The organism is Legionella saoudiensis (assembly GCF_001465875.1).
In the GTDB taxonomy this organism is placed as follows: Bacteria; Pseudomonadota; Gammaproteobacteria; order Legionellales; family Legionellaceae; genus Legionella; species Legionella saoudiensis.
This window is the reverse complement of the sequence record NZ_LN901324.1, coordinates 1,295,502-1,313,605: the sequence shown is the minus strand read 5'-3', so window position 1 is coordinate 1,313,605 and position 18,104 is coordinate 1,295,502. Positions and strand designations below refer to the sequence as shown.

Sequence of the window (18,104 nt, the reverse complement as noted above, 5' to 3'; positions counted from 1 at the left end):
GGCTCCCGGATTATACTTCGTTGCGCCAGACCACTTTATTTTAAGTCGCACTTAGCAAAATCATAACATGAGCTACCCCGGCAGTAGGCGTTTTCTCCGCGTTAAATTGTTTGATGGTCAGCGCATATTTCTCATTAATTTTAGTTAGCCAGGTAACAAACAAATTAAAGGGCACTGCTTCAAAAGTCAGTTGAATATCGCCAGAACCTGTTTGTTGCAATTGATAAGGATATTTTTGCAATGCATGGTCTTTAAGCTGGGTCGCTAAAATAGTGAGTAGTTGACTATTATCGACTGTCTCTTTACTTTTAGGGCGAAGATTTTGTCCTTTTACTTTTTTCATCCAGTCCAAAGTCGTTATCTTCTCAACCAATTGGTTAGTCTTCTGATTCACTTGGTGGCTTAATGGAGTATATAAAAACATATAATAGCAATATAGAACAAGACAGACGGCAGCACCGATAACCATCCATTTTTCTCGTTCATTAAGGGAGCTTAAATATGCTTTCATGATAACTCCAGGGTTGCAACAACTTGTTGTTCATGGGTTGATGCTTGCGTCTGTTTGACATTTAGCTGTGAGGCTTTTAATTGGTTTTCTAGTTTTTCCAATTTAGCAAAATCAGGACTGATTAGCGTCACCGACAACGTTTTATTTTGATAGCGAAATTGTTCTAAGGTAAATTGCTTGCTATCCATAACTTTGGAGAATTGGTTAAGTAAAAACCAAAAGCGTGTTTGTCCTTCATTATTATTACTCTTTAACAATTGCATAATACGAAATTTAGGACTAATAACTTGCTTGGCATCAGGGAAAAAGCTATGGTAAATTTCGGCAATCTGTTGATCAATTTGCGCTGTTTGTTTATTCAAAAAATAAAGGTTAATGCCGTTAACCAAGATTAATGACACGAGCCAAAAACAAAATAAAGCGCCCGCAAGCTGATATCCTTTTTTAATCCAATCAGATTTACTGCCGTGCTGCATTTCACCTTGGCAAAGATTCATTAGTTTCGCGTTTAAAATTCTTCTTGCAATCCACTCATAAGAGGTTTCTTGTCTTTTTGCGGAATCTAGCTCAACCTTAATAAGACTATCAGTAAATATTAGGGGGGCATGCAGTGGATGCTTTTTTATGTAAATATCGGCTAAGTCGCCAGAAAGCTCGCCTTTAAAGTCATCTGAATTAACGAGTAGGTCATCTTCGCTAATGCAAAGCTCCTCTGGTTCTAATGCAAACCAATCAAGAGTAATGGCAGTAAATTCAATCTCTTTTTCGGTCAGCAAATTCATAATGTAATGCATTCGCTGCTTGCTTATAGCGGTAATCAAGTAATGATTGTTTTGGTATCTTGCTTTGTCAAAGGCAAAATGTAACTCATCAACGGATTGGGCTAATTTATCTTCCAGGGCATAGGGAATAGCTACACGTGCTTTTCGGTCGGGAAGCCAGGGCAGTTCAAGAGTTAAAAGACTGGCATGCGCACAACGTTCAATCACAATAGTAGTGCAATCTTGTTGCAGCATTTGAATGTCTGTAAAACTTCGCTGAGCAGGGGGGGTATGAGTTTTCCCCTCTGCATCAAGTTTTAAGCACAGACATCCCTCATTATTAATATGTTTAGTGAATAAGAATAAAGTATCCACTATACATAAGCCCTATGCTTTTTTGCGTTCATTGCTACCCATTGTTGTTTTAATTGTTGAGATAATAAATAAACGGCCAGAGCATATTGTGGGCTGGAATTATAACGAGTAATTACAAAAAAGTTTGGATAGGCAATCCAATATTCATTTCCCTGAGCTGTAACTAATTCCATTAATGCGGCACGTGCTGGATGGTTATGAGCTGCAGTAACGGGTTTAACGCCATTAGCGGTTAATTGGGAATAATTGTAATTCGCAGTTCTAGGATTTATCTGAATGTTTTTGTAACGTGTTCCTACAAGTTTTGCATGCTGTGCAACACCCGCATTGGTTTGCCAGCCATGAGCCTTGAAATAGTTGGCGATACTTGCAATAGCATCGTCATTATTATTCACTAAATCACGTTTGCCTTTATTTTTGAAGTCAACAGCGAAATTACGGTAGCTGCTTGGCATAAATTGGGGTTGACCAATTGCCCCCGCATAAGAGCCTTTATATTGTGTTGCAGGGACATTATGCTCGCGGCAAAGTAGTAAATATTCCTTTAATTCATGTCTAAAGTATCGACTACGCTTGGGGTAATCAAAGGCTAAAGTTGCCAGGGCATCGAGTACTCGGTTGTCACCTTGACGTTCACCATACAACGTTTCAACACCTAAAATTGCTACGATAATTTCTGCGGGTACCCCATATTTTTGTTGGGCTTTTTCTAAAGTTTTCCTATTGGCAGCCCAATAATCGATACCACCTTTTACACGAGCAGGGGTTAAGAATATATCACGGTAAACATCCCAATTTTTCTTTTCGTAGGGTTTTTCCATGGATTCAATAATTTGCGGTTGCAACTTGACTTGATTCATCGTGGCGGTCAGTTGTCTGGCATTAAAATGGTATTTTTTAACCATTTCTTGAATAAATTGCTGTACATCTTTACGTTTGGTGAAGGCGGTGTCTGTTGCATACGACGCAAAGGAAAAAAGAGCGAGTATTAACGCGGTAAAACCCAGTCTGATTATTCGTTGCATTGTAAGTCTCATCTATAGTGAAGCGGAAGAAAAAAATTCTATTAAAAAAGTGGAACATTAGCAAATTTTTGTAATGACTTTAAGCTAGCGCGTATTTAAGCTAAAATGCGCTATTTGCAAAAAAGGTTAGCTGAATTGAGTGATTTAAAGCGGATTCGCAATTTTTCAATTATTGCCCATATTGACCATGGTAAATCGACTTTAGCAGATCGATTTATTCAAGTTTGTGGTGGTTTGACTGAGCGTGAAATGAGTGCGCAAGTACTTGATTCCATGGATATTGAGCGTGAGCGCGGTATTACCATTAAGGCTCAGTGTGTTTCATTAAATTATAAAGCTAAAGACGGTAAGACTTACCTGTTGAACTTTATTGATACTCCAGGGCACGTGGATTTTAGCTATGAGGTATCCCGTTCGTTAGCTGCTTGTGAAGGCGCAATTTTAGTAGTTGATGCGGCTCAAGGGGTTGAAGCGCAAACGGTTGCTGTATGTTATACCGCAATTGATCAGTCGTTAACGGTATTACCTGTATTAAATAAAATTGATTTGCCGCAGGCGGAGCCTGAGCGAGTGATCGCTGAAATTGAGGATATTATTGGTGTTGAGGCTCATGATGCCATTCGCGCTAGCGCGAAAAGCGGCTTAGGTGTTGAAGACGTATTGGAAGCCTTGGTTGCGAATATCCCACCTCCAGAAGGTAATATTGATGAACCATTACAAGCCTTAATTATTGACTCATGGTTTGATAGCTATCTGGGCGTAGTATCGTTAGTCCGTATTGTGAATGGTTCTATTCGCAAAGGCGATAAAATGCGAGTGATGTCTACTGGACGCGCTTATGAAGTGGACCAGGTAGGGATTTTTACACCCAAACGTACTAAATTAGACGCGTTAAATGCCGGTGAGGTAGGGTACGTTGTCGCTGGAATTAAAGAAATTCAGGGCGCTCCGGTTGGGGATACTTTAACTTTAGAAAAAAATCAGGCAGCTAATGCGTTACCTGGATTTCAGCGAGTAAAACCTCAGGTATATGCTGGATTATTCCCAATCAGTGCTGATGATTTTGAAGCGTTCCGAGAGGCTTTAGCTAAATTAAGCCTCAATGACGCCTCTTTATTTTATGAGCCAGAATCTTCTGAGGCTTTAGGTTTCGGTTTCCGTTGCGGTTTCTTAGGTATGCTGCATATGGAGATTATTCAAGAACGCTTAGAGCGGGAATACAATCTTGATTTAATTTCGACAGCACCCACAGTGGTTTATCAAATTGTTACCCAAAAAGGGGAAACTTTATTAATTGATAACCCCTCCCATTTGCCGCCTTTACCGCAAATTAAAGAAATGTATGAGCCCATTGTTCGAGCTAATATTTTAGTGCCGCAAGATTATTTAGGGCCAATCATTAATTTATGTATTGAGCGTCGTGGGGTACAAGTTAACATGACTTATAGCGGGCGTCAGGTTTCTGTTACTTATGATATCCCGATGAGTGAAGTAGTTTCTGACTTTTTTGACCGTTTGAAATCAGTCAGTCGGGGCTATGCTTCTTTAGATTATAATTTCTTACGCTTTCAAGAAGCTGATTTGGTAAAAATGGATATTTTAATCAACAGTGAGCGAGTTGATGCGCTTTCTGTTATTGTTCATCGTTCTTCATCACATAGCCGTGGAAAAGCGATTGCTGAAAAGATGAAAGATTTGATTCCAAGACAAATGTTTGATGTAGCAATTCAGGCGGCCTTAGGAAGCCATATTATCGCACGTCAAACGGTTAAAGCCTTACGTAAAAACGTAACGGCAAAATGTTATGGTGGTGACGTAACACGTAAGCGTAAACTACTTGAGAAGCAAAAGGCAGGTAAAAAGCGCATGAAGCAAGTTGGTCATGTGGAAATACCTCAAGAAGCGTTTATGGCCGTGTTCCAAACCGATAAAAAGTAAAGATAGCCAGAAATTAAGGAAATTTTGCAATGACTTGTAGGTTGGGCTCTTATGTTTCGTTGAGCCATGGACCCAGCCTACAATATTAGGATGTGATTTATGAATTTTGCTTTAATATTAGTTGTATTATCATTAATCAGCGGGTTAATTTACCTGTTAGATATTATTTTTTGGGCTAAAAAACGTACTGCTGATCAAAAACCGAATAAGATTATTGAATACGCGCGTTCATTCTTTCCCGTGTTTTTTGTGGTATTGATCCTGCGTTCTTTTCTCATTGAACCATTTCGCATTCCTTCCGGTTCATTAGAACCCACATTGCTGGTAGGAGATTTTGTTGCCGTAAATAAATTTGCGTACGGTTTAAAATTACCGGTTATTGAAAAAAAGGTAGTATCGATCGCTGATCCTAAAACCGGCGAAGTTGCGGTATTTCGTTGGCCGCCCGATCCTTCTTATGATTATATTAAACGAGTTATTGGCGTTCCAGGCGACAAAATTAGTTACCATAACAAGGTATTGACCATTAATGGTAAGGAAGCAAAACAAACTTTTGTTGAATATACGATAGATGAAAGTTCAGGTAAGCCTGTAGCGAAATACAGCGAAAATTTAAATGGCGTAATACATAATATTTTTGTGCGCACCGACGTCCCGGCAGTAGATTTTGATATTGTAGTTCCCGAAGGAAGCTATTTTATGATGGGTGACAACCGAGATGATAGCGCAGATAGCCGTTTCTGGGGATTTGTTCCTAGCTCTTATTTTAGAGGCAAAGCCTTTTTAGTCTGGATGAGCTGGGATAGTAAAACGGGTACTGTTCGCTGGTCTAAAATAGGTAAAATGATTCATTAAAAAGGTGTAGTAGGTAGTGAAAATTAATTTAGAAAGATTATGCAGGCGCTTAAATTATCAATTCAGTAACCAAGCTTATTTGAAGCAGGCGTTGACGCATTGTAGCGTTGGTAGCGACAACTATGAACGTTTTGAGTTTCTAGGTGATTCCATTTTAAGCTTTGTCATTGCTAATGAGTTATTTCATCGTTTTCCTCAACAAAGCGAAGGACAACTCAGCCGTTTACGCTCTTTTTTAGTTCGTGGTGATATGTTAGTTGAAATTGCCCGTGAAATTGCGCTAGGAGATTATCTTTTCTTAGGGCAAGGCGAATTAAAAAGCGGTGGTTTTCGCCGTGCCTCCATTCTTTCTGATGCTTTAGAAGCTGTATTTGCTGCCATCTTTTTTGATGGCGGTGTAGATGCTGCAAAAGAAGTCATTTTAACGCTGTATAAATCACGACTTGAAGATCCAAATTTAAACGATTGTTTAAAAGACTCTAAAACCCAACTTCAAGAATATCTGCAAGCTGAAAAATTAGCGCTTCCTGAATATGCTTTGACTAAGGTTGAAGGGGAGGAGCATGATCAAATATTTTATGTAACATGTACCGTTGATGCGGCAAAGCAAGTAACTCATGGCCAAGGACCCAACCGCCGTAAGGCGGAGCAAATAGCAGCCAAATTAATGCTTGAGCAATTAAAATCTCGAGCGAGATAGCAGGCCGCTAACCAGAGGGGCAGTAAATATTTATTATAAGTAACGCTCATGAATGTGCATTAAATAATGCTGTGGGTTAAGCTCCTCTCCTGTCGCCTCACGTAATAATTCCTGATAAGGTAACAATCTGGCTTTTTGATGGATATTTTCTCTTAACCACAGTAATAACGCTTTAAAATCTCCTTGCGCAATCTGTTGTTTAATATCAGGGATAGCTCTTTTTACTGAGGAAAATAATTGCGCCGCAATTAATGCACCTAAGGTATAGGCTGGAAAATAGCCAAAAATTCCTGAGGGCCAATGTACATCCTGCATTACTCCATGCTTATCATTACCTTTAGTCGATAGCCCTAAATATTTTTGCATATAGGAATCCCATACCTCAGGTAAATCCTCGATCGTTATTTCCCCAGAGAATAATTGTTGCTCTATTTCATAGCGTAAGATGACATGTAAAGGATAGGTTACTTCATCGGCATCAACACGAATAAAGCCTGGTTGCACCTGGGTATAATGATAAAACAGATTTTCCTCGGTAATATTTTGAGCTTCACCAAAATATTTTTGCGTTAAAGGCGTTAAAAAACGCATAAACTCTAAACTGCGACAGATCTGCATTTCTATAAATAAGGATTGGCTTTCATGTACAGCCATACCTAATGAATGACCAACCGGTTGAATCAGCCATTCCTTTAATAAACCCTGCTCATACAAGGCATGGCCTGTTTCATGACTAATGGCCATGAGTGATGAGAGAAACTCATGTTCTTTATAACGTGTGGTGATGCGTACATCAGTAGAAATCCCACCACAAAAAGGATGATGGCTTACATCCAATCGACCATGATTAAAATCAAAGCCTAAGCGAGACATGATTTCCATACCTAATTGTTTTTGGGCTTCTACCGCAAAATCACCGATAATAGGTTTTATAGTACGAGACTTTTGTTTTTCCATTATTTTAGGAATCAGCGTAGGTAATTCTTGCTTTAGCGAATTAAAAATTGGTGTAATTGTTTTGCAATCTAAGCCTGGCGAATATTCATCAATTAACACATCTAAAGGGGATTTTCCAAAAAGCTGGGATTTAATTTCGGCAATGGTTTTTACTTTATCAAATAGTTTTTTTAAATAAGGTTTAAAAGTTTGCCAATCATTTTTCTCACGCAATTCTCGCCATGCCTGCGAACAAATGAATGACTCATTAGTCATTTCTTCTACAAGCAGAGAAGGGATGCAGGTTGCCTGTCGGTACTGCTTTTCAATCCAATAGACATTCCTATGCTGCCAAGGTGATAACTCTAACTCTTGGCACTGCTTAAGCCATTCACCCACCGTTTTATCGGTTAACCAATCATGCTGGATCGCGCTTAGGGTTGCTAGTGCTTCTGCCCGTGCGGGACCACCGCCAGCAGGCATCATGGATGCTTCATCCCAAGAAACAATGGCTGCAAGGTTTTCAAAATCATAATATTTTTTAAAATGCTGCTCTAATTTTTGGTATGCATTCATTGCTAGTTCCTTCTTAGGCTATAAATCCTCTAAAGTCTCACTAATTTCCATCCACTCCTCCTCAACTTGGGCCAATGAGGAATGCGTCTGTTCACGTTTTTGCACCAATTGGTTTAATTTATTCTGTTGGGTGCTGTCTTCATAAAGACTAGCATCACCAAGTTGAAGATCCAGTTTTTCGAGCTCTCCATGATATTGCTCTATCATCTGCTCTAGTTTTTTTAAGCGATTTTGTAATACCTTTTTCTCTTTATAATCATTGGCAGGGCTCGCGATGGTGTTAGCGCTTTCTTTTATGACATCTTTAGACTGTAACCAAGAGTAATAATCATCTAAGTCACCATTAAATGGCTGTACTTTTTTTTGATAAACCAAATAAAAATTATCCACTGTGGTTTTAAGCATATGCCGGTCATGGGAGATAAGAATCAACGCACCTTCATAACTTTGCAGTGCCAATTCAATAGCTGAGCGCATGCCTAAATCTAAATGGTTGGTTGGTTCGTCAAGCAATAATAAATTGGGCTTTTGCCAAACTAATTTAGCCAGAGCCAAGCGCGCTTTTTCACCACCAGAAAAATGATGAATTGGTTGCACGGCCATATCACCCATGAAATTAAAGCCGCCTAAGAAATCGCGGATGTTTTGTTCACGCACTTCTGGAGATAAAACTTGGATAGTTTCAACCGGGCTTAGTTTACAATCTAATTGTTCTAACTGATGTTGTGCATAATAACCGATCTGTAAATGGGCAGAGCGGTGGATCGTTCCATTCAAAACCGGTAAAGAGCCAGTTAAAGTCTTTATTAATGTTGATTTACCTTCCCCATTAGGACCTAATAACGCAATCCGATCTCCGGGGCTAAGAGATAAGTTAATTTTCTTAAGTATGGGATCCTGCCCCATGTAACCTGCATCAACCTGATTGCATTGAATTAAGGGGTTACCTGCACGGGGACAGGGGAAAAAATCAAAAGAAAATGGCGAATCTGCTTGAGCGGCAGCAATAACTTCCATTCGTTCAATTGCTTTTAGGCGGCCTTGTGCTTGTTTGGCTTTTGTTGCTTTAGCTTTGAAACGAGTAACAAAACTCATCATATGGCTAATCTTGGCCTGTTGCTTTTCATACATAGCTTGCTGTAAGGCTAATTGCTGGGCATGAGTTTTCTCAAAGCAACTATAATTCCCGCCATAAAGAGTTAGGCTCTGTTTTTCAATATGAAGAATATGGGTAACAAAGGCATCCAGAAACTCTCTATCATGTGAAATCAGAATAATTGTGCTGGGGCTTTGCTTTAAAAAGCGCTCAAGCCAAAAAATAGCTTCCATGTCTAAATGGTTGGTGGGCTCATCAAGCAATAATAAATCCGCCGGTTTCATGAGGCAACGCGCAAGGCTCAAACGCATCCGCCAGCCGCCAGAAAAGCTATTCACCGAGGCATTTTGCTCGTCACTCCCAAATCCTAAACCTGACATAATTGTTGCAGCTTGTGCAGGTTTACTATAGCCCCCAGAATGGCTTAATTCTTCATGACAGGCTAGGACTTCAGCATGATTACCTTCTTTCTCTGCTTTTTCTAAGCGTTGCAATAATTTGATGTATTCCTCATCCCCACTAACCACAAAATCCAATGCTTTTTCATTACTGTCAGGTAATTGTTGCGATAAATGGCTAATGCGCAGATGAGGATTAATTAAATACTCTCCCGTATCTGCAATAAGCTTACCCAGAAAAAAATCGAATAAGGTAGACTTTCCACAGCCATTATGGCCGATAAGACCTATTTTTTGCTTTTCATAGAGCGTTATGCTGGCTTTGTCGAGCAATACTTTATTGCCACGGGATAAGGTGATTTGGCGTAAGGTTAACATTTTAAATTAATAGCAACGAAAAAGAGAAAGAATTCTAGCATAGATATAAAAATTAAAGCAGCAATATGGTCATGCTGCATGGGGCAGCTGTATTTTTATCTTGATAATAAAAGCATAAAAAATGTTTCATATTTGTGCGTTATACTTAATATAATAACAGGTTGGATTTTAAGTTCCCTCCCTGCTTGCATTCAATGTTTATGGAGTTAACGATGCAAGAAAAATACCCGCAAAGTAGCATCATGGAAGATGATGCGAGTGCTAGTGTACCGGTAAGTGAGCCTGCTGCCTCTGGAACGAGTGCAGGAGCTGTCGCTGCAGTAGCCACTGGCAATAGTGCTGGTGCCGCAGCTGGGGCTGGTGCAGGTAATGGATATGTGCCCAAAAGGTCCCCAACACAGGTAGGAGTAGAAGGAAATTTCCCACCAATAAAAAGCAACAGCGTATATATTGATGCTGCCGGCAATGAAGCACCAATAAGGCATGACCAGCGCATGTATTTAGATGGCGGCCAAGCTCCTAACGTTTGGAAGTGGACGGATGGATTTAAAATAGCGGTATTTTCTCAAGAGGCCTCGCGAAATTTCTCTACTCGCTACTGGAATGCTGGAATACGCTATGAATCCTTTGATGGGAGCACTCCTGAGGTGCTAGCTCCAAACGTTAGGGATACATTAGCATCAAAAGTAGAGGCTTATAGAAACGTAAAAACCTATGCTGAGGCACTCACTAAGCTATTTGATAATAGAGAAACCCCTCATGTTGTCGCCGTTATCGAAGGTCAAAGAGATAACTTACTGAATACATTTACTTTAACTAGCTCTCCTGCCGTTAATGCAGCGGCAACCGCTGCTTCTTCAGCTGAAACTGCCGCTAGTTTTACATTGCGTTCATTTTATATACAGGGAACCAATCGGCTTGGTAGTTTGGATAATAAACAAAGCATGCATTTTTATGTAAGAGATGACATGGAAAAGGCAGTAACACTCGTAGAAACGGAGATAACCTCTCATTTTACAGTAGGGGAGATACAGTTCAGCACGGCAAATAATAAATACAGTATTTATATTCCGCATATTCCCAATAATATCGCCAAAAACGCTGTTAATGCACATAGCTTATTAGAAAAGCAGGCAAAAGCATCGGATAGAATTGTAATAGGGTATATGGGGGATACCAATTTTAAAAGCAGAATACAAGAGTATTCAAGTCCATCAACGGGGGGCTTACAAGGAAGCATTTTTTTATCGCCAGCGTCCTCTAGCGCTAAGAAATTTACGGTTTTTATGCAAGGAGTTTCATTTGGGCCTGATAAAGATTATTCGTTTCGTATGCAGCAGCCTACCGTGTTAAACCACGTAGAACTTCAGCTTGGAGCTAATGATAAGACAGCAACGGATCATCCTTCTATTCAAACAACTATTTTACTAGACAGTGATATAATAAATAGAGATTATTCGAATGTTGCTGTGCACCCTTATCTATTGCAGAAGTTACAAGTCAAAAACTCACCTTCTGCTGCCACTGCCACTGCTGCCGCTGTTGACCCAGATGCCGAGACTGTTGTTTACTCAGATGATGAACATGATTTTGATAAGCCTTCAACTTTTCCTGGATCATCTCAATATTCACAACCACAAATGTATTCGTACCCTCATTTTCAAAGCGCTACCCTATTAGCTGGAGCAGCCTCTCCTAAGCCAGTACAACAGCATGCTCAACCTTTGCCCCCATCAGTGGGTGCCTCTCCCCTTAAGCCAGTACAACACCATCCTCAGCCTTTGCCTTCATCAGTGGGAGCTTCTCCCCTTAAGCCAGTACAACACCATCCTCAGCCTTTGTCTCCATCAGTGGGAGCTTCTCCCCTTAAGCCAGCACAGCAGCATCCTCAACCTTTGCCTCCATCAGTGGGAGCATCTCCTCTTAAGCCAGCACAACAGCATTCACAACATTTGTCTCCACCAATGGGCGCCACCCCTCCTAAACCCGTACAACCGCATCCGCAACCCCAGCATTTTGGAGCAGCTGATCTAACTCAGCATTCGATAGATATTACTCAACGGTTTAAAGCGATGATGAAAGAGCAACACGGTAACCAACAGAAGATGATAGATAATGCCGATCCTGATAATGAAAATGTTAGTATGCACAGCCCATAATTAACGCCAAGTAAACATAAGTGCTCTTAGTTCCTGCATTATATGCCGTTGCCTCCAGGCTACATCCAATAGAGCTGGAGGAACAGATAAATAGCCCCTTTATTTGAATGTTAGGGTTGATGTTGGTGCTGCTTGAGCGATTTGGGATTTTATAGCCAAAAGCAAAATAGAATATTTATCATTTGTTTTAAGAGCCGTTTCATCAATACTACTATTTAGAGTATTAATTAATTCCTGCTGTTGAGTTCGTACTAGTTCCATTGTCCAACATCCTAAAGCTTGCAGCGCTACATCACGAAGTTCGGGCTCGATATCGCTATTGCAACTAATTGACAATAGCTTGTTTGCAGCTTCTATTTGTGCTGATTTATTTAATCGCTCTAATAAATGAACCAGAAAATACTGGATTGATAGTTCATCCTGCATTAACAATCCATTATCTTCTATCAACATAGTTATCTGGGTAAACAGATAGGTTAAAGACTCAACCGATTCTATATGGTTTAGAATATTAGAGGTTCTAAAGTTATTTTGGTATTGCTCAAGAGCAAAAAGTGTTTCCCATAATTTTTCGGTTTCTGGGGCTTCCTTAGATTTACGTAGGGCATTAACTAGATTGTTTAATACCGCTTTTGCAAGATTTTGTGATTGATGGGCCCAAGCCTGAAGTGTTGGTGAGGCTGCATCGCTTATATCATCGCTTTCATCATGTAAGTTTTTCAGCACTTCGGGAATAAGTGGAATAAGAAGTTCTGGGGCGAGTTTATCACCTAATAGGCTAAGATTAACTAAAACGGCAACGCGGATAGAAAAATTTGAGTGTTTTAGGTTTTTTTGTAATCCAGGAAGCAGCAGCTCAAGCTGATTCGTGCTGAGCAAATGAACGTTTGCTTCCAGCGTGCCCAAAACCCTTAGAGTTTCTTTTTCATCATCAGAATTTAAGTGTTCTAACCATGTCGAAATACGAGAATTAATCTCCTCTTGAGTGAGTGTATTATCAGATCGGGCCATATCTTTCTCAAGAGCTGCCAAGCGAAAAGCGTCTGAGGCTTTAGAACCCGGCAAATTAATCTGAAGCTTAGTTGCTAATATATTAAGAACAATACGTGTATTTGGATGGGCTATGAATTTGGGATCTGCACTTTGTATGCGCTCAAAAAGTAGGGCAGGATGCGCAGAATTCTTGGCCAGAGCCATAAGAATTGATAGGAGATGAGTACTCCTTATCCAATATTCTTGATGCGGTAGGTAGTTTATTAATACAAGGAAAAACCGCTCCAGTTGCTCGGCACTAAGTTTGCTTGCCAATGGTTTAATGGTATAGAGTGCCACTTTGCATAGTTGCAGAAGCTCCATAGCCTCATCTTGGCTTACTTCATCTACCTCAGGAGTGTCTTTGTTCTCATCAAGATTTTCCTGGTCATCGTCAAGATTACCTGGAGGAGCATCTAAGATATTTAATATTGCTTCAAGTGTGCTCTGAGCTTTATCAATGAAGAGTGAAAGTTGCTCTTGATTAAATTTGTCAGCCAATACACTAATAACCTCCAAGGCCATCTCATTTACTCGTTCATCTGCATACTCTAGGCATTCTTGAAGTTCAGGAATAAGAGGATTAAGCTGCTCAGCATTGAGCCTATTGGCTAATGCCCTAAAGCTTTCTATGCACTGTTTCCGCACAAGCACGGGATTTTTAAGGTTTTCCAGTAACTCGGGGAAAAGTGGAGAAATTTGCTCCGGGGTAAGTCTGGGAGCCAATGCCGTAATAAGTTCCAGAGTGGATTGGCGTATATGTATATCCTCACCGCTTAGGTTTTCCTGTAAAAACGGAAGAACTGTTTCTATATTGTTTTCATTTAAAACAGGAACAACCTGGAGTAAATGCAGCAAATCATGTATGGTCACTATTTCAGGTTGAGTCTGCTCAATTAAATGGTTCAGATAGTGCTGAAGTTCTTGTTTTGTAGTGTTTTCAGTATGGTTGACTATACCAAGCCCCATAATTTGATGAAATACATCCATATGTTTTAATGCAGAAAGTAGAATATCTCTGGGAGGAGCTAATGGATTAGGATGATCCATCCAGTACTCCAGCATTCTTTGTTGGACTTTGATGGCTTCTTCTGTTCTTTGCATGAATAAGGCTTTTAAGGCTTCACGCCGAAGTTTTTGCGATTTTTCTCCGGTAGATGCTATAGCCAATAATTCTTGAGGAGAAAGGGTTTTATAGATTTCCAGCAAAATCTCATTAGGTAGTTCGAAAAACTGAGACATTTGTTTCCTGCCATTAGATTTGATGCTTTATTGTAACAAAAGATCGAAAAATAAACAAATAGTGTGGTTTTTTAAGAACGCCATCTCTTACCTTGTTTTAGGATGACGTTCTTTAATTTATTGCTTAACTAAGGGAAAAGTCCTTATTCCTCAGTTAATATAGGATCGATAATTTTTTTTCTCGCCGAACGATAACGCTCCTGTTTTTCAATATCAATATAGCGATCGGTAGTAGCGCTTGAGCTATGACCTGCATCATCACGAACATGTTCACGGGGGCGAATTTTCACATCTTCTGAAATTCCGGTGTGTCTTAACCAGTGCACTGTTGCTGCCGCAAGATTATCAGCTTCTTCACGTTGGCCTTTCATCCGAAGATCTTCTGCGGCTAAATCAAAGCAATGTTGTATGATGCGGCGAATGGGAGCGGTGTCACTTATGGGACCATTGCCCCGGATTTTAGGAATCAGCGGTGAGTTATCTGCTGGTGAAGGGAGTGGGGTTAGGCCAAGAAAGGTACGCCAACGAATTAAGCTGTCAAGCATGGCATCACTTACAGCGACTTGGCGCTCTTTATTTCCTTTTCCTACCGTGGTAAACCACCAATGCCCATTACTGTCTTTCGCGAAGTCATTCATGCTAGGAATCCAGCGATCATTCGCAGCCAATTCAGAGATACGTAAATACATTCCAAAGAGCATGCTTAGCATAAACCGGGTGCGCTCATGTTTTTCAGGTGATTCAGCAGCCAATGTTTCGGCAGCATTCAGTACGGCACTCCATTGATCAATACTTAATCGGCGAATAGGGGCATTTTGTTGGCGCTTACGAATGAATTTACTTTTTTGACGGATAAGCGCAACTGGATTTGAAACTAAGTACTCTTCCGCGATTAAAAAATTAAATAAGGTACTTAATATGGCAAATATCTCTTGAGTTGCACCTTGAGATAGGCTGAACTGCTCAATTTCAGGTATCTGTCCATTTTTTATTGCTGCCTTACTTAGGGTAACTACAAAAGGACGCCATTCTTCATTAGGCACGCGCAGTCCATTTTTCTCTATAAAACGGGGGACTTTTTTCAAGCTTATCCAATTCTTAGGTGGGTTTTGACAAAAGCGAATATATTGCTCAATGTCATCCCGTTTTAATTCAGTAAGTGTTGTTCCTTTAATATGCCAAGACCATTGCAATAAACGCTCAGCTTCGCGCCGATAACTATTAAATGTTCCTTGGCTTCCGGTGTAGCTTTTTAAGAAATTTAAAGTGTAATGAAAATCATTGTGGAACTGCGGATCGGGTAAAACCACGTTTTCATGATTTTTATGTAAATGGTTTAAATTATCGAAAAGAGGAAGCAACTTGAATTTCATGATGTTTTGAATGAAATAAATGATGAGGCAATCCTATCTGAAAAACTATTAATATGTAACTCTCTATTCCTATTTGCCTTTCAAATCCCGGTAATTAGGGCAGGGCTTATGTAAATAAAAACCCAACTAAGTCTTAATTTGCACAATATGAATATAACAAGTCTAACCAATTTAAAATATTAAAAAAAATGTGAGATTAGCTATTGACCTTAGCCGTGTTGGTTAGTACTATGTGCGCACTGTCCTCGGGACGGGTCAGTCGGGGTATAGCGCAGTCTGGTAGCGCGCCTGCTTTGGGAGCAGGATGTCGGGAGTTCGAATCTCTCTACCCCGACCAAATTAAGCGCCCGTAGCTCATCTGGATAGAGCATCGGCCTTCTAAGCCGAGGGTAGCAGGTTCGAATCCTGCCGGGCGTGCCAGCCCATAGTGATATCTGATGGCAATTTATACTAAGTTATGGTGAGCGTAGCTCAGTTGGTAGAGCCCCGGGTTGTGATCCCGGTTGTCGTGGGTTCGAGTCCCATCGTTCACCCCATGTGATGAAAACGAAGGTTTTTCGCTAAAGATTCATCTGAGTCTTTACAAGACCGAATTACTGATTGATAATCCAACCTGATTGCGAAAGTGGCGGAATTGGTAGACGCACTGGATTTAGGTTCCAGCGGGGTGACCCGTGAGAGTTCGAGTCTCTCCTTTCGCACCATTTCATTATAAAATCCAAGAGGTGAATTGATGCAAGTTTCTGTTGAGACCCTAAACGGTTTGGAGCGCAAGGTAACTATTTCTGTACCTACAGCGAAAGTTGAGGAAGAAGTAAGTTTGCGGCTCAAAGACCTGGCTCATAAAGTTAAAGTTGATGGTTTCCGTCCTGGCAAAGTACCTATGCACATCGTTACCAGCCGTTACTCAGATAGCGTTCGCCAAGAAGTGGCTAGAGAAATGGTACAATCAACCCTATTCGAAGCATTACAACAAAATGAATTAGTTCCTGCAGGCTACCCATACATTGAGCCTGAACAAATCGAAAAAGGCAAAGATTTTAAATACACGGCTACATTTGAAGTAATGCCAGTATTTGAAGTAGCTGAATTAAATCAAGCAACAGTTGAATTAGCTCGTTCAGAAGTAACTGACAAAGATCTTGAAGAGATGCTTGATAAGCTACGTGAACAAAATAAAGAATGGCATGATGTCTCACGTGCCGTTAAGAAAGGCGATAAGGTTGTTATCGACTTCCAAGGTTTCTTAGATGATAAATTATTTGATGGTGGTAGCGCAGAAGGCCACGAATTAATTATCGGTTCTGGCTCTATGATTCCTGGCTTTGAAGAAGGAATTATTGGTGGCAAAAAAGATAAGCCTTTTGACATTAAAGTTACTTTCCCAGAAGATTATGGTCATAATGAATTAGCAGGCAAAGAAGCTGTATTCAAGATTACTATTCGTAACACAATGGAAGGCAAGCTACCTGAACTTAATGATGCTTTTGCTGAAAAGTTTAATATTAAGGAAGGTGGTGTTGATGCTCTGAAGAAAGACATCAAAGAGAACATGACTCGTGAATTAGAGCGTCGTGTTAGCATGATGAACCGAGAGAAATTATTTGATAAACTAATGGAAGTTAATGCGATTGATCTACCATTAGCCTTAATCGATAAAGAAATCGAACACTTGAAACATGATATGTATCATCGTCTATTTGGCCATGAACATCATGAAAATGAAAAGATTCCTGATTTCCCAAGAGAGTTATTCGAAGAGCAAGCTAAACGCCGTGTTCACCTTGGCTTACTGTTCTCTGAATACGTTAAGAAACATCAAATTGTTGCAGATAAAGATAAAGTGAATGCAATGATTGAGAAATTTGCTGGTGCTTACGAAAATCCTGATGAGTTACGTGCTTGGTACCAAAGCAGCAAAGAACATCTTGCTGAAATTGAAGCATTAGTCATGGAAGAACTGGTTGCTGATAAAATAGCAGCTGATGCTAAGATTAAGCATAAATCTATGGACTATGATTCAGTAATGAATCCTAAAAAGGCGACTGAGAAGACAAAAGGAGAGTAATTATATGTCGGGATATTCAGATAACATAATTCGCAATGCCAGTGGATTGGTGCCAATGGTTATTGAACAGACTTCACGTGGTGAACGTTCTTATGACATTTACTCAAGACTATTGAAAGAGCGTATTATCTTTCTATTGGGTGAAGTTGAAGATCATATGGCTAATTTAGTGGTTGCTCAATTGTTGTTCCTTGAGTCTGAAAACCCTGAAAAAGACATTTCTCTCTACATTAATTCTCCTGGTGGTGTGGTAACGGCTGGTTTAGCGATTTACGACACCATGCAGTTTATTAAGCCTGATGTCAGTACTTTATGTATCGGTCAAGCTGCAAGTGCTGCGGCTTTGCTACTTTGTGCTGGTGCTGAGGGTAAGAGATTCTGTCTACCAAATTCACGTGTGATGATTCACCAACCATTAGGCGGTTATCGAGGTCAGGCAACTGATATTGAGATTCATGCTCGTGAAACCTTAGCCGTAAGAGAGCGCTTAAATAATATTATGGCGCAGCACACTAAAAAAACTCCAGATCAAATTATGCGTGATACTGAGCGTGATAATTTTATGAGTGCTACGCAAGCTGCTGAATATGGTCTTATCGATAAAGTACTTTACGATCGAGAAGTAACAAATAATTCAGTAGAACAGTTGTAATTCTCATTTGTTGCCCCAATATGCAGTAA

At 40.1% G+C, this 18,104-nt stretch carries 13 protein-coding genes and 4 tRNA genes; 10 read left to right on the top strand and 7 right to left on the bottom strand.

Translation table 11 applies throughout. The annotated features are described in order from the left end of the window. Nucleotides 1-40: 40 nt before the first annotated feature. From lspM to mltB, 3 genes are read right to left on the bottom strand one after another with little or no spacing between them, the layout of a single operon-like run. A complete protein-coding gene (lspM, locus tag BN3124_RS14605) occupies nucleotides 41-511 on the bottom strand; it encodes a GspM family type II secretion system protein LspM (RefSeq protein ID WP_058535497.1) in 471 nt (156 codons plus the stop codon). Then, nucleotides 508-1,647, bottom strand: coding sequence for a type II secretion system protein GspL (gspL, locus tag BN3124_RS14600; protein WP_058535496.1), 1,140 nt, complete (start codon nucleotides 1,645-1,647; stop codon nucleotides 508-510). The genes lspM and gspL overlap by 4 nt, the downstream gene beginning before the upstream one ends. Next, the gene (gene mltB / locus BN3124_RS14595; RefSeq protein ID WP_058535495.1) at nucleotides 1,647-2,672 is read right to left on the bottom strand and encodes a lytic murein transglycosylase B; all 1,026 of its coding nucleotides are present in this window, start codon (nucleotides 2,670-2,672) and stop codon (nucleotides 1,647-1,649) included. The genes gspL and mltB overlap by 1 nt, the downstream gene beginning before the upstream one ends. A gap of 105 nt (nucleotides 2,673-2,777) precedes the next feature. Between mltB and lepA the strand changes: the two genes are divergently transcribed. The 3 genes from lepA to rnc all read left to right on the top strand — a co-directional run bounded on the left by lepA (nucleotide 2,778) and on the right by rnc (nucleotide 6,165). Further along, nucleotides 2,778-4,610, top strand: a complete 1,833-nt coding sequence (lepA, locus tag BN3124_RS14590) for a translation elongation factor 4 (RefSeq protein WP_149865279.1) — start codon at nucleotides 2,778-2,780, stop codon at nucleotides 4,608-4,610. Nucleotides 4,611-4,709: 99 nt separating this feature from the next. Next, nucleotides 4,710-5,465: a signal peptidase I gene (lepB, locus tag BN3124_RS14585; protein ID WP_058535494.1), complete on the top strand. Its 756-nt coding sequence runs from the start codon at nucleotides 4,710-4,712 to the stop codon at nucleotides 5,463-5,465. A gap of 16 nt (nucleotides 5,466-5,481) precedes the next feature. Continuing rightward, complete coding sequence (gene rnc, locus BN3124_RS14580) at nucleotides 5,482-6,165, top strand: ribonuclease III (RefSeq protein ID WP_058535493.1); 684 nt, start codon at nucleotides 5,482-5,484, stop codon at nucleotides 6,163-6,165. 33 nt (nucleotides 6,166-6,198) lie between these two features. Here rnc and BN3124_RS14575 read toward each other — a convergent pair whose 3' ends face one another. Both BN3124_RS14575 and BN3124_RS14570 read right to left on the bottom strand, forming a co-directional pair. Continuing rightward, nucleotides 6,199-7,677, bottom strand: a complete 1,479-nt coding sequence (locus BN3124_RS14575) for a carboxypeptidase M32 (RefSeq protein ID WP_058535492.1) — start codon at nucleotides 7,675-7,677, stop codon at nucleotides 6,199-6,201. An 18-nt stretch (nucleotides 7,678-7,695) separates the two neighbouring features. Next, a complete protein-coding gene (locus BN3124_RS14570; protein WP_058535491.1) occupies nucleotides 7,696-9,549 on the bottom strand; it encodes an ABC-F family ATP-binding cassette domain-containing protein in 1,854 nt (617 codons plus the stop codon). A 212-nt stretch (nucleotides 9,550-9,761) separates the two neighbouring features. Here BN3124_RS14570 and BN3124_RS14565 point away from each other — a divergent pair, with 212 nt between their 5' ends. Further along, the gene (locus tag BN3124_RS14565) at nucleotides 9,762-11,708 is read left to right on the top strand and encodes a hypothetical protein (RefSeq protein ID WP_058535490.1); all 1,947 of its coding nucleotides are present in this window, start codon (nucleotides 9,762-9,764) and stop codon (nucleotides 11,706-11,708) included. A 99-nt stretch (nucleotides 11,709-11,807) separates the two neighbouring features. Here BN3124_RS14565 and BN3124_RS14560 read toward each other — a convergent pair whose 3' ends face one another. Together BN3124_RS14560 and BN3124_RS14555 are read right to left on the bottom strand one after the other, a co-directional pair. Next, nucleotides 11,808-13,982 (bottom strand): hypothetical protein, encoded by a 2,175-nt coding sequence (locus tag BN3124_RS14560; protein WP_058535489.1) that lies wholly within the window; start codon nucleotides 13,980-13,982, stop codon nucleotides 11,808-11,810. A gap of 143 nt (nucleotides 13,983-14,125) precedes the next feature. Then, nucleotides 14,126-15,355, bottom strand: a complete 1,230-nt coding sequence (locus BN3124_RS14555) for a tyrosine-type recombinase/integrase (RefSeq protein WP_058535488.1) — start codon at nucleotides 15,353-15,355, stop codon at nucleotides 14,126-14,128. 260 nt (nucleotides 15,356-15,615) lie between these two features. Between BN3124_RS14555 and BN3124_RS14550 the strand changes: the two genes are divergently transcribed. The 6 genes from BN3124_RS14550 to clpP all read left to right on the top strand — a co-directional run bounded on the left by BN3124_RS14550 (nucleotide 15,616) and on the right by clpP (nucleotide 18,075). Further along, nucleotides 15,616-15,692 (top strand) — tRNA-Pro (locus tag BN3124_RS14550). Nucleotides 15,693-15,698: 6 nt separating this feature from the next. Next, nucleotides 15,699-15,775, top strand: a tRNA-Arg gene (locus BN3124_RS14545). Nucleotides 15,776-15,815: 40 nt separating this feature from the next. Next, a tRNA-His gene (locus BN3124_RS14540) sits at nucleotides 15,816-15,891 on the top strand. A gap of 83 nt (nucleotides 15,892-15,974) precedes the next feature. Continuing rightward, nucleotides 15,975-16,059: transfer RNA gene (locus tag BN3124_RS14535), tRNA-Leu, on the top strand. Between the two features lie 29 nt (nucleotides 16,060-16,088). Further along, entirely contained in the window at nucleotides 16,089-17,423 is a 1,335-nt protein-coding gene (tig, locus tag BN3124_RS14530; protein WP_058535487.1) for a trigger factor, read from the top strand. Nucleotides 17,424-17,427: 4 nt separating this feature from the next. After that, nucleotides 17,428-18,075 carry an ATP-dependent Clp endopeptidase proteolytic subunit ClpP gene (gene clpP / locus BN3124_RS14525; RefSeq protein ID WP_058535486.1) on the top strand — a complete coding sequence of 216 codons (648 nt, stop codon included), beginning with the start codon at nucleotides 17,428-17,430 and terminating at the stop codon, nucleotides 18,073-18,075. Nucleotides 18,076-18,104 lie beyond the last annotated feature (29 nt).